Source organism: Bacillus sp. LJBS06, assembly GCF_016924995.1.
Lineage (GTDB): Bacteria > Bacillota > Bacilli > Bacillales > Bacillaceae > Bacillus > Bacillus stercoris.
Window position 1 is genome coordinate 35001 of the sequence record NZ_CP070483.1, and the last position, 14525, is coordinate 49525.

17 protein-coding genes are annotated in these 14525 nt (G+C 40.7%); 16 read left to right on the forward strand and 1 reads right to left on the reverse strand.

Annotation, left to right across the window (positions count from 1 at the left end):
• The first annotated feature begins 51 nt into the window (after positions 1-51).
• From csfB to rsmI, 13 genes are all read left to right on the forward strand, one after another.
• Positions 52-246 carry an anti-sigma-G factor gene (gene csfB / locus JQX68_RS00180; protein ID WP_014662469.1) on the forward strand — a complete coding sequence of 65 codons (195 nt, stop codon included), beginning with the start codon at positions 52-54 and terminating at the stop codon, positions 244-246.
• 119 nt (positions 247-365) lie between these two features.
• Positions 366-980, forward strand: a complete 615-nt coding sequence (locus tag JQX68_RS00185) for a 5-bromo-4-chloroindolyl phosphate hydrolysis family protein (RefSeq protein ID WP_014662470.1) — start codon at positions 366-368, stop codon at positions 978-980.
• 18 nt (positions 981-998) lie between these two features.
• Positions 999-2159, forward strand: coding sequence for a toxic anion resistance protein (locus tag JQX68_RS00190; RefSeq protein WP_069150724.1), 1161 nt, complete (start codon positions 999-1001; stop codon positions 2157-2159).
• Between the two features lie 81 nt (positions 2160-2240).
• The gene (locus JQX68_RS00195; RefSeq protein WP_205440454.1) at positions 2241-3683 is read left to right on the forward strand and encodes an aminotransferase class I/II-fold pyridoxal phosphate-dependent enzyme; all 1443 of its coding nucleotides are present in this window, start codon (positions 2241-2243) and stop codon (positions 3681-3683) included.
• Positions 3680-4318, forward strand: a complete 639-nt coding sequence (tmk, locus tag JQX68_RS00200) for a dTMP kinase (RefSeq protein WP_134976566.1) — start codon at positions 3680-3682, stop codon at positions 4316-4318. The genes JQX68_RS00195 and tmk overlap by 4 nt, the downstream gene beginning before the upstream one ends.
• A gap of 73 nt (positions 4319-4391) precedes the next feature.
• The gene (darA, locus tag JQX68_RS00205) at positions 4392-4721 is read left to right on the forward strand and encodes a cyclic di-AMP receptor DarA (protein ID WP_003242755.1); all 330 of its coding nucleotides are present in this window, start codon (positions 4392-4394) and stop codon (positions 4719-4721) included.
• Positions 4722-4733: 12 nt separating this feature from the next.
• Positions 4734-5174 carry a YaaR family protein gene (locus JQX68_RS00210; RefSeq protein ID WP_014662474.1) on the forward strand — a complete coding sequence of 147 codons (441 nt, stop codon included), beginning with the start codon at positions 4734-4736 and terminating at the stop codon, positions 5172-5174.
• 11 nt (positions 5175-5185) lie between these two features.
• Entirely contained in the window at positions 5186-6175 is a 990-nt protein-coding gene (gene holB / locus JQX68_RS00215) for a DNA polymerase III subunit delta' (RefSeq protein ID WP_014662475.1), read from the forward strand.
• Positions 6176-6177: 2 nt separating this feature from the next.
• Complete coding sequence (ricT, locus tag JQX68_RS00220; protein WP_003226767.1) at positions 6178-7005, forward strand: competence/sporulation regulator complex protein RicT; 828 nt, start codon at positions 6178-6180, stop codon at positions 7003-7005.
• A gap of 14 nt (positions 7006-7019) precedes the next feature.
• Positions 7020-7379 (forward strand): replication initiation-control protein YabA, encoded by a 360-nt coding sequence (gene yabA, locus JQX68_RS00225; RefSeq protein WP_003218308.1) that lies wholly within the window; start codon positions 7020-7022, stop codon positions 7377-7379.
• Positions 7380-7437: 58 nt separating this feature from the next.
• Positions 7438-8181 carry a tRNA1(Val) (adenine(37)-N6)-methyltransferase gene (locus tag JQX68_RS00230; protein WP_040081085.1) on the forward strand — a complete coding sequence of 248 codons (744 nt, stop codon included), beginning with the start codon at positions 7438-7440 and terminating at the stop codon, positions 8179-8181.
• Complete coding sequence (locus JQX68_RS00235) at positions 8168-8467, forward strand: GIY-YIG nuclease family protein (RefSeq protein WP_014662477.1); 300 nt, start codon at positions 8168-8170, stop codon at positions 8465-8467. The genes JQX68_RS00230 and JQX68_RS00235 overlap by 14 nt, the downstream gene beginning before the upstream one ends.
• Positions 8442-9320, forward strand: coding sequence for a 16S rRNA (cytidine(1402)-2'-O)-methyltransferase (gene rsmI / locus JQX68_RS00240; protein WP_014662478.1), 879 nt, complete (start codon positions 8442-8444; stop codon positions 9318-9320). The genes JQX68_RS00235 and rsmI overlap by 26 nt, the downstream gene beginning before the upstream one ends.
• Before the next feature lie 48 nt (positions 9321-9368).
• On the opposite strand, the gene abrB is transcribed toward rsmI, so the two are convergent.
• Positions 9369-9659, reverse strand: coding sequence for a transition state genes transcriptional regulator AbrB (gene abrB, locus JQX68_RS00245; RefSeq protein ID WP_003226760.1), 291 nt, complete (start codon positions 9657-9659; stop codon positions 9369-9371).
• Between the two features lie 494 nt (positions 9660-10153).
• Here abrB and metG point away from each other — a divergent pair, with 494 nt between their 5' ends.
• From metG to JQX68_RS00260, 3 genes are all read left to right on the forward strand, one after another.
• Positions 10154-12148: a methionine--tRNA ligase gene (gene metG, locus JQX68_RS00250; protein WP_147773090.1), complete on the forward strand. Its 1995-nt coding sequence runs from the start codon at positions 10154-10156 to the stop codon at positions 12146-12148.
• Positions 12149-12226: 78 nt separating this feature from the next.
• Positions 12227-12994 carry a TatD family hydrolase gene (locus JQX68_RS00255; protein ID WP_147773091.1) on the forward strand — a complete coding sequence of 256 codons (768 nt, stop codon included), beginning with the start codon at positions 12227-12229 and terminating at the stop codon, positions 12992-12994.
• 155 nt (positions 12995-13149) lie between these two features.
• Entirely contained in the window at positions 13150-14463 is a 1314-nt protein-coding gene (locus JQX68_RS00260) for a ubiquitin-like domain-containing protein (RefSeq protein ID WP_147773092.1), read from the forward strand.
• Positions 14464-14525 lie beyond the last annotated feature (62 nt).

Consider the following 14525-nt stretch of genomic DNA (forward strand, 5'->3'; position numbering starts at 1 on the left):
TGTATACAATAGCCATTTTAAGGGGAGGCTAATTGTACGGAGGTGGAGAAGGTGGACGAAACAGCTAAACTTAATCATACATGTGTGATTTGTGATCAAGAGAAGAATAGAGGCATTCATCTTTATACGAAATTCATATGCTTAGATTGTGAGAGAAAAGTAATTTCTACATCAACTTCTGATCCTGAATATGCCTTTTACGTGAAAAAACTAAAGAGCATTCATACACCGCCATTATATTCATAGACCTGAAAAGGTCTTTTTTTGTACGCTTCATAATAAAAAGAAGATGAAACTTGTTTAAGAATTGAACGTAGTAGATAATAATATTAAAACTGAGTATAGACACAGGAGTCGATTATCTCATGCAGAGATTTTTTCACTTTTTAATGTGGAGTTTAACTAGCAGTGCGACTTTTGTTTTCATAGGGATATTGTGCTTTTTCGGTTTAAATCAGTCGCTTTTTTTATCTCTTGTTTATGGGCTTGCTTCAGGAGCAGTCGTATACACAGCAGGTATCTGGAATGCAAGACGGTTATTTCTTAAAAAGCATGAATTGACAGGAAGAGAGTATGCTTACATTAAGGAAAACCTAGAGGAAGCAAGGCGGAAAATCATACGTCTTAGAAAAGCATTGTTTCAGGCTAAAAGCATTCAAATGTTTAAGCAAAATGCGGAAATCCTTAGGCTTGTCAGAAGGATTTATTTGCTAACCAAAAAAGAGCCAAAGCGGTTTTATCAGGCAGAGCGATTTTTTTATCAAACTCTCGATTCGGTTGTTGAATTGACAGAGAAGTATGCTTTTCTATCATCTCACCCGAAAAAAAGCAAAGAATTGTCGATGTCGTTAAGTGAGACACGCATCACTCTTACTGAATTGACCAAGCGTTTAGAGGAAGATTTAACTCAAGTAATGGGTGATGAAATTGACGAGTTGCAATTTGAATTAGATGCAGCAAAACATTCATTAAAGAAATAATGGAAGAGGGTAAAAGCGATGAACCGAGATCAAAGCGACCTTCATATAGATGAATTATTGGCAGACCCTTTTGGTGGTGATATAGAGATATCAGGTTCCGAGGCTGTAAAAGCAGAGAAAGAGCAAGTACGGCTTGTTGATGTTCTTCCTGAGGAAAACAAGGAAAAAGCAATTCAGCTTGCTGGCCAGATTGATCATAAAAATATGCAAAGCATTGTCTTATACGGTTCACAAGCTCAGTCTAAACTGCTGAACTTTTCTCATGATATGATTAACCATGTTCAAAAGAAGGATGTCGGAGAGATTGGCGAAATACTTGGAGAGCTGATGAAAAAGCTGGAGCAAGTAAATCCTGATGATCTTCAATCTAAGAAAAAGGGTTTTTTGGCACGCATGTTTGGAAGAGTATCAAATTCTCTTCAAGAGGTGCTGTCTAAATATCAAAAGACCAGCGTGCAGATAGACAAAATCAGCTTGAAGCTGGAGCACTCTAAAAATGCTTTAATCAGTGACAATAAGCTATTAGAGCAGTTATATGAAAAAAATAAAGAGTATTTCGCAGCGCTGAATGTTTATATTGCTGCAGGAGAACTGAAGCTGGAGGAATTAAAAACAAAAACAATTCCTGAACTGAAGCAACAGGCTGAATCGAGTGATCATAACCAAATGGCCGTTCAAGAAGTAAATGATTTGATGCAATTTGCTGACCGATTAGATAAAAGAGTGCACGATTTGCTGCTTAGCAGGCAAATTACAATCCAAAGTGCTCCGCAAATCAGACTGATTCAAAATACAAACCAAGCGTTAGCTGAAAAGATCCAGTCATCCATTGTGACAGCGATTCCGCTTTGGAAAAATCAAGTTGCGATCGCACTGACACTTTTAAGGCAGCGGAATGCAGTGGATGCACAGCAGAAAGTATCGGATACAACCAATGAGCTTTTGCTGAAAAATGCGGAGCTTTTAAAAACCAATACAATTGAAACCGTACGGGCAAATGAACGAGGCCTAGTTGATATAGATACCTTAAAAAAGGTGCAGGAAAGCTTAATAAGCACGCTTGAAGAAACATTGACTATACAAGAAGAAGGACGAATCAAACGCCGTCAGGCAGAAGAAGAGCTCATGATGATGGAAGGCGACCTAAAGCAAAAGCTGCTTACAATAAAGGAAAGATAGTTACCAGTAAGTCTGGCTTTAAGTTCTGTCAGAGGCACGATATAATAAAGTGTAAGAAGACACATTCAAAGGATTGTTTTCATGAACACACCTTTATATAAAGCATTAATTCAACATGCGAGAAGAAATTCTCATTCATTTCATGTTCCGGGACATCACAATGGAGATGTCTTTTTTGATGACGCCAAGTCAATATTCGATCCTCTTCTCACCATTGATGTAACTGAACTGGCAGGGCTGGATGATCTCCATCATCCTTCCGGGGTAATTAAGGAAGCGCAAGAGCTTGTCAGTCAATTATATGAATCGGCCGAAAGTTTTTTTCTGGTGAACGGTACGACTGTCGGAAACTTAGCGATGATTTTATCTGTTTGTGAACCTGGTGATACAATTTTGGTTCAAAGAAACTGTCATAAGTCTGTATTTCATGCTGTTGATTTGGCTGGTGCAGAGCCGGTTTATCTCGCACCTGACGTTGATCCAGCGATGCATGTGCCTATGCATGTTCCGCTTGGTACAATTAAAGAAGCCTTGGCAGCATATCCTGATGCGAAAGGCTTGGTACTGACCAATCCCACATATTATGGACATAGTGCTGATTTGACCGAAATCATTACGGAGGCCCATCATTACGGGATTCCTGTTTTGGTGGACGAAGCACATGGCGCACATTTTATTTTAGGAGAGCCTTTTCCAGTCTCAGCTTTAAAAATGGGGGCAGATATTGTTGTTCAGTCGGCCCACAAAACGTTGCCTGCCATGACGATGGGCTCTTATTTGCACCTCAACAGCAGCTGCAGAGTTAACAGGGATCGGGTGGCAGAGTATTTAAACCGATTACAAAGCAGCAGCCCGTCTTATCCGATTATGGCTTCGTTAGACATTGCCCGTGCTTATGTACAGCATATTATAGAAGAACAAAAGCTTCCTGACATTTTGCAGCGAATACAAACACTTAAACAAACGTTTGATTCACTTACAAATGCAGAAGCTGTTAACCCTGCTAATACACAGGTTATAGCGGACCCGCTGAAGCTTACCATTCGTTCAAAACGCGGGCATTCTGGCTATACACTGCAAAGCATATTAGAGCGTGCCAACATATTCACTGAGCTTGCTGACGAAAATCAAGTACTGCTCGTTCTCCCGCTGGGAGGAAAACGGAGAATAAACGCTGAAACCATTAGAAGCATTGATGAGGAGATTGAGAAAACGCCTCCGGATCAGCCGTTTGTTCCTTTAGAATGGGGAGCGCAGCCTGTTACTGTCTTGCCTTATCCAAAAAAGGTCTTACTTTCGTTTAAGAAAGAATATGTGGACTTTGGGGAAGCAGCAGGCCGGCTGAATGCAGAGGATATCATCCCTTATCCTCCGGGTATCCCGATGATTATGGCGGGAGAAAGAATAACAAAAGAAAGTGTACAAAAGCTCAGCCGTTTGATCAGCATGAAAACGCATGTTCAAGGGAATATGAAAATCAAAGAGAAACAACTACTTGTTTATATAGAAGAGGAGAAATCATGAGCGGTTTATTTATTACATTCGAAGGTCCTGAAGGGGCGGGGAAAACAACTGTTCTCCAGGAAATCAAAAACATACTGTCAGCTGAAGGCCTTCAGGTTATGGCAACTCGAGAGCCGGGCGGAATAGATATTGCAGAACAAATTAGAGAGGTTATTCTGAATGAGAACAACACATTAATGGACCCAAAAACAGAAGCTCTCTTATATGCGGCTGCGAGACGCCAGCATTTAGTTGAAAAAGTAAAACCTGCTTTAGAAGAGGGGCATGTCGTTCTTTGCGACAGATTCATAGACAGTTCGCTTGCGTATCAAGGATATGCAAGAGGACTTGGAATCGATGAGGTTCTGTCCATTAATGAATTTGCCATTGGAGATATGATGCCCCATGTAACGGTTTATTTTTCAATTGATCCGGAAGAAGGACTGAAGCGTATTTATGCAAACGGCTCACGGGAGAAAAATAGGCTCGATTTAGAAAAACTGGACTTTCATACAAAGGTACAGGAAGGTTATCAAGAGCTGATGAAACGATTTCCGGAAAGATTCCATTCAGTTGATGCCGGGCAATCTAAAGACCTCGTCGTTCAGGATGTTCTAAAGGTGATCAATGAAGCATTGAAAAAAATTCAATTGTGACCTGTTTCCCAATAGTTGATATAATAATGTAAACGAGATCATGTTGTTTCCAATCTAAAGGAGGCCTTCACAGATGAAATTGATAGTGGCAGTTGTACAAGATCAGGACAGCAACAGACTTTTGAAAACCTTAACGGATCACAACTTCAGGGTCACAAAGCTTGCGACGACGGGAGGATTTCTTAAATCAGGCAATACAACGTTTATGATTGGTGTTGAGGATATACGCGTCAATAAAGCGTTGAGTCTCATTAAAGAAAACGGACAGAAACGTGACCAAATGATTGCCCCTGTATCTCCAATGGGCGGAAATGCTGATTCTTATGTCCCTTATCCAGTCGAAGTTGAAGTTGGCGGAGCGACAGTATTTGTCCTTCCAGTCGATGAATTTCATCAATTTTAAGGATTTGAAACTGTGAAAATTAATAAAGATATACGTACATTTATAGATAATAAGCAGCTTCCCTCTGTGAAAACATCTGAGATCACAGCATCATTTAAAACATCAATGGAAAACCAAAGCAGCAAATTGAAGCTTGATCAGCTTACCAGGCTGTTATCCGACATAGAGGCATTTGGAAAAAGGCTAACGAAATCGCGGAACTTTAAAGACTTAGCGAGATTTAAAGGACTTGTGAAACGTTTTGTCAAAGAAGCTGTGGACAGCGGCCTTTCACATGAAACGTCGAAAAGCTTTGATCTTTACGGGAACAGCAGAACGCTGGGACTTGTGAAAGAAATAGATGAAAAATTGATACAGCTTACAGAAGAGATGATGGATCAGGAAAAACCGGCAATTGATTTGCTGGAGCGTATTGGCGAAATAAAAGGTTTATTGATTAACCTTTACACATAGAGAGTGATACAATGGCAATATCATGGAAGGAAATGAACGAGCTTCAGCCCAGAGTGATGAAGCTTTTATATAATAGTATTGAGAAGGACAGATTATCACACGCTTATTTGTTTGAGGGGAAAAAAGGAACAGGCAAGCTTGATGCCGCGCTGCTTCTTGCAAAAAGCTTCTTTTGTTTGGAGGATGGCGCGGAGCCTTGTGAGAGCTGCCGAAACTGTAAACGGATAGAGTCGGGGAACCATCCCGATCTCCATCTTGTTCAGCCTGATGGCTTATCGATCAAAAAGGCGCAAATTCAAGCGTTGCAAGAAGAGTTTTCTAAGACTGGTCTTGAATCGCATAAAAAGCTGTATATTATTTCGCACGCAGATCAAATGACAGCAAATGCGGCGAACAGCCTGCTGAAATTTTTAGAAGAACCGAATAAAGACACAATGGCCATCCTCATCACTGAGCAGCCCCAAAGGTTATTGGATACCATCATTTCAAGATGCCAAACCCTTCCCTTTCAACCTTTGCAGCCAAAAGCAATTGAAGACAGACTGATCGAACAGGACGTCTCGCCTCATATGGCAAGGCTTCTGGCCAACATGACCAATAATGTGGCAGAAGCAGTCGAATTAAGTCGAAATGATGAGTTTGCAGAGTCTAGAGCGAAAGTGATAAAATTGTATGAAGTCCTACACCAGCGGAAAGGACATGCTTTTTTCTTTATTCAAGATCAATGGATGCCCTTTTTCAAAGAAAAAACCCATCAAGAAATGGGTCTTGATATGCTCTTATTGATATATCGTGATGTGTTGTCCATCCAAATAGGAAATGAAGATAAATTGATTTATCAAGACTTATTCCAATCAATAAAACAGCATGCGCTACAATCAACACAACAAAGCGTTACGAATCAGATACTTGCTGTTTTAGAAGCAAAGAAACGGCTTCATTCCAATGTGAATGTACAAGGATTAATGGAGCACTTGGTGTTAATGTTGCAGGAGGGATAAGCTTGTACAATGTAATTGGTGTCCGCTTTAAGAAAGCGGGTAAAATATATTATTTTGATCCGAATGGATTTCATATAGAACATGACAGCTGCGTAATTGTAGAAACTGTCAGAGGCGTTGAGTACGGCCAGGTCGTGATTGCAAATAAACAGGTGGATGAGCATGATGTGGTGCTTCCCCTTCGAAAAGTGATACGTGTGGCTGACGAGCGTGATCTTCTCATTGTAGAAGAGAATAAACAAGAAGCACTATCAGCATTTGATATCTGCCAAAAGAAAGTGATTGAACATGGCTTGGATATGAAGCTGGTCGATGTTGAATTCACGTTTGATCGCAATAAAGTCATTTTTTACTTCACTGCTGACGGCCGAGTGGATTTTAGAGAGCTTGTAAAGGATTTGGCTTCTATCTTTAAGACAAGAATTGAGCTGCGCCAAATCGGAGTGAGGGATGAGGCGAAAATGCTCGGAGGAATCGGTCCTTGCGGAAGAATGCTTTGCTGTTCAACTTTTCTTGGAGATTTTGAACCCGTTTCCATTAAAATGGCCAAGGATCAGAACTTGTCTTTAAATCCTACGAAGATTTCAGGTCTTTGCGGACGTTTGATGTGCTGTTTAAAATATGAGAACGATGAGTATGAGACCGCAAAAGAACAGCTTCCGGATATTGGAGAAATGATTACGACAGCAAACGGTCCCGCGAAGGTCGTCGGACTAAATATTCTGGAACGGGTGCTTCAGGTGGAACTGATAAACCGTGAAAAAGTGATAGAATATACTTGGGAAGAGCTCTTGGAAGAGGGCGTCGTATCCGCACAAACCACAGATTAACGAGGTGTGGAACCTTGGATAAAAAAGAGTTATTTGATACAGTCATTAACTTAGAAGAACAAATTGGTTCACTGTACCGGCAGCTGGGGGATTTGAAGCAGCATATCGGTGAGATGATTGAGGAAAATCATCATTTACAGCTTGAAAACAAGCATTTGCGCAAACGGCTGGACGATACGACGCAGCAGATTGAAAAGTTCAAAGCTGATAAAAAAGAATCAAAAACACAGAAGACAGAGCAAACTGATATAGGGGAAGGATATGATAATCTGGCACGACTGTATCAAGAAGGATTTCATATCTGCAATGTCCACTATGGAAGTGTTCGAAAAGAAGATTGTCTTTTCTGTCTGTCATTCTTAAATAAAAAATAGGGAAAAGGCTTCCGCATAAGACGGGAGCCTTTTTCAAAGGTACTGAAAGGATAAGAAGATGGTTTCATTACGTGATGATGAAAGATTAGATTATTTGCTGGCAGAGGACATGAAAATCATACAAAGTCCAACGGTGTTTGCTTTTTCATTGGACGCTGTGCTTCTGTCCAAATTTGCGTACGTTCCGATACAAAAAGGAAAAATTGTTGATTTGTGCACCGGCAATGGCATTGTGCCGCTGCTGCTCAGTACAAGATCAAAAGCAGACATTCTTGGAGTCGAAATTCAAGAAAGGCTGCATGATATGGCTATTCGCAGTGTGGAGTACAATAAGCTGCAGGGTCAGATTCAGATCATACATGATGATCTGAAAAACATGCCGGAGAAACTTGGACATAATCGATATGATGTTGTCACCTGCAACCCGCCGTATTTTAAAACGCCGAAACAAACTGAACAAAACATGAACGAGCATCTCCGAATTGCAAGACATGAAATTCACTGCACACTGGAGGATGTCATTTCAGTCAGCAGCAAGCTGCTCAAACAAGGAGGAAAAGCAGCGCTTGTTCACCGGCCGGGACGGCTTCTGGAGATTTTTGAACTGATGAAGGCTTATCAAATTGAGCCAAAGCGTGTGCAATTTGTCTATCCGAAGCAAGGGAAAGAAGCCAATACCATTTTGGTTGAAGGAATCAAAGGCGGGCGTCCAGATTTGAAAATTCTTCCTCCTTTGTTCGTTTATGATGAACAAAATGAATACACAAAAGAGATCAGGACCATTTTATATGGAGACAAATAATCATTTCTTCTACGTCGTGAAATGTAGGGACAATAGCTGGTATGCCGGGTATACCAACGATCTGCATAAACGGGTGAAAACACACAATGACGGAAAGGGCGCAAAGTATACAAAAGTAAGACGTCCGGTTGAATTGATTTTTGCTGAAGCTTTCGATACCAAACGGGAAGCTATGCAGGCTGAATATTATTTCAAAAAACTAACTCGAAAGAAAAAAGAGCTTTATATAGAAGAAAAGCGGAACAGCAAGGAGGCTGTATATGTTAAGGCGCCAAATGAGCTTTAATGGAAAGTCGGACATGGGAATTCTTTACTTGGTCCCAACCCCAATCGGAAATTTAGAGGATATGACATTCCGGGCGATCGATACGCTGAAATCAGTGGATGCGATTGCTGCGGAAGATACGAGGCAAACGAAAAAGCTTTGTCATGTATATGAAATTGAAACACCGCTGGTCAGCTATCATGAACACAATAAAGAAAGCAGCGGGCACAAAATTATTGAATGGCTGAAATCGGGAAAAAACATTGCTCTTGTCAGTGATGCCGGTCTGCCGACAATTTCTGATCCTGGAGCTGAAATCGTGAAAGATTTTACGGATATAGGCGGTTATGTTGTTCCGTTGCCGGGAGCCAACGCTGCATTAACAGCTCTTATTGCTTCAGGTATTGTACCGCAGCCTTTTTTCTTTTACGGTTTTCTCAACAGACAGAAAAAAGAAAAGAAGAAGGAGCTGGAAGCCCTTAAAAAACGGCGGGAAACGATCATTTTTTATGAAGCGCCTCACAGATTGAAGGAAACCTTGTCAGCGATGGCAGAGATATTAGGGGATCGAGAAATTGCCGTAACGCGTGAACTCACTAAAAAATATGAAGAGTTTATCCGAGGAACGATATCCGAGGTCATCGAATGGGCAAACGAGGATCAGATACGCGGCGAGTTTTGTCTTGTCGTAGAAGGAAGTAATAATGAAGAAGCAGATGAGGAAGAACAATGGTGGGAAACCCTCACTGCGAAAGAACATGTCGAGCATTACATCTCGAAAGGCGCTACTTCTAAAGAAGCCATTAAAAAAGCAGCAGTCGATCGCAATGTACCAAAGCGTGAAATGTACGATGCTTACCATATTAAGCAATAAAAAAACGTTCTTGTGTCATAACAAGAACGTTTTTTGTACAAGAAATGATTATTTAAGGTTTTGAAGCTGGTTTTGGATTTCGCTGATGATTTGCTCAGCGCCTTCTTTACTAAGAACCAATTTACCGCCTGCAAGTTTAAGGTTATCATCAGAAACTTCACCAGTTACTTGGCAAGTCATGTTTGGTTTATATTTTTTAAGGATGATTTTTTCATCATCAACATAAATTTCAAGAGCATCTTTTTCTGCGATTCCGAGAGTACGACGCAATTCGATAGGAATAACTACACGTCCTAATTCATCAACTTTACGTACAATACCAGTAGATTTCATAAACATTCTCCTCCCAAGAGATACTTATTTGTTTAAATTATATTTTTCTTCGTCATTATTCGACAAAATCCTTACCTTCATAGCATAACAAGGTTTCCAATAATCGTCAATCATTTTGTTTACTATTGATTGTAAGAATTAGTTCTTATAGTCAGTAATGTCTTGGAAACTACCGAAATAACAGCATTTTATAAATATTTAATAAAGCTATTATCCTACTAAAAATCCTTTTAAATCAAGACTTTCGAACCAAAGTTTTTTATTTCATTTGATTATATACGACAAAATTCGACACGAACAGACTTTTTTTATTTTCATTAAAGATTTTTAATTTTAATTATTCTTTTTCAGGGCATATGTATATATTCTTGATCTTAAAGGCTAAGATGGTATCATAGATAAAGGATAAATATAAAAAATATGCATATATGATTTGCACTTATCGCCGCTCTCGTCCTTTGGGCGGGAGCTTTTTGACATTCTGATTAGGAGGTTTCAAGATGCCGCAAGAAAACAATACTTTTTACATTACAACACCGATTTATTATCCGAGCGGAAAATTACATATCGGCCATGCATATACGACAGTCGCGGGAGATGCAATGGCACGCTATAAAAGATTAAAAGGGTTCGATGTTCGCTATTTAACGGGAACGGACGAGCATGGACAAAAGATTCAGCAAAAAGCTGAACAGGAAAACATTACACCTCAGGAGTATGTGGATCGCGCAGCGGCAGATATTCAAAAACTGTGGAAGCAGCTTGAAATCTCAAACGACGACTTTATCCGTACGACAGAAAAACGGCATAAAGTTGTCATTGAAAAGGTGTTTCAAAAGCTTCTTGATAATGGGGACATCTATCTTGATGAGTATGAAGGCTGGTACAGCATCCCTGATGAAACGTTCTACACGGAAACGCAGCTTGTTGATATCGAGCGGAATGAAAAGGGAGAGGTCATCGGCGGAAAAAGCCCTGACAGCGGTCACCCAGTTGAATTGATCAAAGAGGAGTCTTATTTCTTCCGTATGGGCAAATACGCGGATCGTCTTTTGAAATACTATGAAGAAAATCCGACCTTCATCCAGCCGGAATCACGCAAAAACGAAATGATTAATAACTTTATCAAGCCTGGACTCGAGGATTTGGCAGTATCACGTACCACTTTTGATTGGGGCGTAAAGGTGCCGGAAAATCCAAAGCACGTTGTATATGTTTGGATTGACGCACTATTTAACTATTTAACAGCACTAGGTTATGATACAGAAAATGATGAGCTGTATCAAAAATATTGGCCTGCCGATGTTCATTTAGTCGGTAAGGAGATTGTACGATTCCATACGATTTACTGGCCAATTATGCTGATGGCTCTGGATCTGCCTCTGCCAAAGCAAGTATTCGCTCATGGCTGGCTTTTGATGAAAGACGGAAAAATGTCGAAATCAAAAGGAAACGTTGTAGATCCGGTTACATTAATTGAACGCTATGGGTTAGACGAGCTTCGCTATTACCTGCTTCGCGAAGTGCCGTTCGGATCTGACGGTGTATTCACGCCGGAAGGATTTGTTGAGCGGATCAACTATGATCTAGCGAATGATTTAGGAAACCTATTGAATCGTACTGTTGCGATGATCAATAAGTATTTTGACGGACAGATCGGTTCTTACAAAAGTGCTGTTACGGAATTTGACCAAACGCTCACTTCGGTTGCTGAAGAAACAGTGAAAGCTTATGAGAAAGCAATGGAAAACATGGAATTCTCGGTAGCACTTTCGACTTTATGGCAGCTCATCAGCCGCACCAACAAATACATTGATGAGACAGCTCCATGGGTGCTTGCGAAAGATCCGGCAAAAGAAGAAGAATTGCGATCCGTTATGTACCATCTCGCTGAATCATTGCGTATTTCAGCGGTACTGCTTCAGCCATTCTTAACAAAAACACCGGAAAAAATGTTCGAGCAGTTGGGCATTACTGATGAATCTTTAAAAGCTTGGGACAGCATTACAGCTTTCGGCCAGCTGAAAGATACAAAAGTACAAAAAGGCGAGCCGTTGTTCCCACGCTTAGAGGCAGAGGAAGAAATTGCTTATATCAAAGGGAAAATGCAAGGTTCGGCACCAGCGAAAGAAGAAACAAAAGAAGAAGAGCCGCAAGAGGTCGATCGTTTACCTGAAATTACGATTGATCAATTCATGGATGTAGAGCTTCGCGTAGCTGAGGTCATTGAGGCAGAGCCAGTGAAAAAAGCAGACCGGTTATTGAAGCTTCAGCTGGATCTTGGTTTTGAAAAGCGCCAAGTGGTATCTGGCATAGCGAAGCATTATACGCCTGAAGAGCTTGTTGGAAAGAAACTCGTTTGTGTAACAAATCTAAAACCGGTTAAACTGAGAGGCGAGCTTTCTCAAGGTATGATCCTTGCAGGGGAGGCAGACGGCGTCTTAAAAGTCGTATCTATCGATCAGTCATTACCAAAAGGCGCAAGAATTAAATAATGATAAACAAAAGGTGTTTCACGTGTAACAATTCGTCGAACACCTTTTGTGTTTCGACAAGAAAGGAGTTTTTCACTTATGTTGTTTGACACACACGCGCATTTAAATGCGGAACAATATGATAATGATCTGAAAGAGGTTATTGAACGGGCAAAAGCTGAAAAAGTTGAACGAATTGTCGTAGTTGGTTTTGACCGGCCAACGATTACCCGTGCGATGGAAATGATTGAGGAATATGATTTTATTTATGCAGCCATCGGCTGGCACCCTGTTGACGCGATTGACATGACAGAGGAAGATTTAGCATGGATTAAAGAGCTTTCTGCTCATGAAAAAGTGGTAGCAATAGGTGAAATGGGACTTGATTATCACTGGGATAAATCACCTAAAGACATTCAAAAAGAGGTGTTTAGAAAACAAATTGCCTTAGCGAAAGAGGTCAATCTGCCTATTATCATTCATAACCGTGATGCAACGGAGGATGTCGTGACTATTCTGAAAGAGGAAGGCGCAGAAGCTGTGGGCGGAATCATGCACTGCTTTACAGGAAGTGTGGAAGTGGCAAGAGAATGCATGAAAATGAATTTTTATTTATCATTTGGAGGGCCGGTGACATTCAAAAACGCGAAGAAACCGAAGGAAGTAGTGAAGGAAATTCCGAATGACCGGTTACTGATTGAAACGGACTGCCCGTTTCTCACGCCTCACCCTTTTCGTGGGAAAAGAAATGAACCGAGCTATGTGAAATATGTGGCAGAACAAATCGCCGAATTAAAAGAAATGACCTTTGAGGAGATTGCCTCAATCACGACTGAAAATGCGAAAAGACTTTTCCGTATAAACTGACAAAAAACGCTAGCGGGTTTTGTAAGAGCTTGTCCCTTACAGCGTTTTTCTATAAAAGTTCTACATGCTTTCTTCTCCTCATAGGATAGGTTTGTCGACAAGTCTTTCTTCCGTTTCTCAGTGTATTTCAGGATAATGAAGAAGACACTGAGCTTTTGGGAGAAAGAGAAGGGAGGGTTGACAGCCTTTTAGATACTCTATATAATCTCTCCGAGGAGAAGGAGGCGTTTTTCATCACACAAAAAATGAAAAAGCTGTTTTCCGTAAAGCTTAGCAAAAGCAAAGTCATTCTGGTTGCTGCTTGTTTGCTTTTGGCAGGAAGCGGGACTGCGTACGCGGCTCATGAGCTGACGAAACAATCAGTCTCAGTTTCTATCAATGGCAAAAAGAAACATATACGCACACATGCAAGTACAGTCAGTGATCTTTTGGAGACGCTTGATATCAAGACAAGAGACGAAGACAAGATCACACCTGCTAAACAGACAAAGATAACAGCAGATATGGACGTTGTGTATGAGGCTGCAAAACCTGTGAAGCTTACAATAAACGGGGAAGAAAAGACATTATGGTCAACAGCAAAAACGGTCGGTGCATTACTGGACGAACAAGATGTTGATGTGAAAGAACAAGATCAAGTTGATCCCGCAATAGATACAGATATTTCGAAAGACATGAAGATTAACATAGAGCCCGCATTTCAGGTTACTGTGAATGATGCAGGAAAACAAAAGAAGATCTGGACGACTTCGACTACGGTCGCTGACTTTTTAAAACAGCAAAAGATGCACATAAAAGACGAAGATAAAATCAAGCCTGCGTTAGATGCAAAGCTGACGAAAGGAAAGGCTGATATTACAATTACTCGTATCGAAAAGGTCACCGATGTAGTTGAAGAGAAGATTGCATTCGATGTGAAAAAGCAAGAAGACGCTTCTCTTGAAAAAGGGGAAGAAAAGGTCGTCCAAAAAGGAAAAGAAGGCAAGCTTAAGAAACATTTCGAGGTCGTTAAAGAAAACGGCAAAGAAGTGTCCAGAGAGCTTGTAAAAGAAGAAACAGCTGAACAAAGCAAAGATAAAGTCATTGCTGTCGGCACAAAGCAGAGCAGTCCAAAAGTTGAAAAGGTCAGCGCTTCAGGTGATTCAAAAACAGTTGTGTCCCGCAGCAATGAATCATCAGGAAAAGTCATGACTGTATCTTCTACGGCTTATACGGCAAGTTGCAGCGGCTGTTCAGGACATACAGCGACAGGCGTCAATTTAAAAAATAATCCGAATGCCAAAGTCATCGCTGTGGATCCCAATGTCATTCCGCTAGGCTCCAAAGTCCACGTGGAAGGCTATGGATATGCCATTGCTGCAGATACTGGTTCAGCGATTAAAGGGAACAAAATAGACGTCTTTTTCCCAGAGAAATCATCGGCGTACCGATGGGGAAATAAAACAGTCAAAATTAAAGTCTTAAATTAATATATACTTATGATTCAGAGGGTTTTGCGCCCTCTGTTTTTTTCGTTATAATAGACAAAGTG

Excerpts from the sequence above, each read along its gene's own strand:
- JQX68_RS00185 (WP_014662470.1), top strand. The coding sequence starts at position 366 with ATGCAGAGATTTTTTCACTTTTTAATGTGGAGTTTAACTAGCAGTGCG.
- JQX68_RS00190 (WP_069150724.1), top strand. The coding sequence starts at position 999 with ATGAACCGAGATCAAAGCGACCTTCATATAGATGAATTATTGGCAGAC.
- JQX68_RS00195 (WP_205440454.1), top strand. The coding sequence starts at position 2,241 with ATGAACACACCTTTATATAAAGCATTAATTCAACATGCGAGAAGAAAT.
- tmk (WP_134976566.1), top strand. The coding sequence starts at position 3,680 with ATGAGCGGTTTATTTATTACATTCGAAGGTCCTGAAGGGGCGGGGAAA.
- darA (WP_003242755.1), top strand. The coding sequence starts at position 4,392 with ATGAAATTGATAGTGGCAGTTGTACAAGATCAGGACAGCAACAGACTT.
- holB (WP_014662475.1), top strand. The coding sequence starts at position 5,186 with ATGGCAATATCATGGAAGGAAATGAACGAGCTTCAGCCCAGAGTGATG.
- JQX68_RS00230 (WP_040081085.1), top strand. The coding sequence starts at position 7,438 with ATGGTTTCATTACGTGATGATGAAAGATTAGATTATTTGCTGGCAGAG.
- JQX68_RS00235 (WP_014662477.1), top strand. The coding sequence starts at position 8,168 with ATGGAGACAAATAATCATTTCTTCTACGTCGTGAAATGTAGGGACAAT.
- rsmI (WP_014662478.1), top strand. The coding sequence starts at position 8,442 with ATGTTAAGGCGCCAAATGAGCTTTAATGGAAAGTCGGACATGGGAATT.
- abrB (WP_003226760.1), bottom strand. The coding sequence starts at position 9,659 with ATGTTTATGAAATCTACTGGTATTGTACGTAAAGTTGATGAATTAGGA.
- metG (WP_147773090.1), top strand. The coding sequence starts at position 10,154 with ATGCCGCAAGAAAACAATACTTTTTACATTACAACACCGATTTATTAT.
- JQX68_RS00255 (WP_147773091.1), top strand. The coding sequence starts at position 12,227 with ATGTTGTTTGACACACACGCGCATTTAAATGCGGAACAATATGATAAT.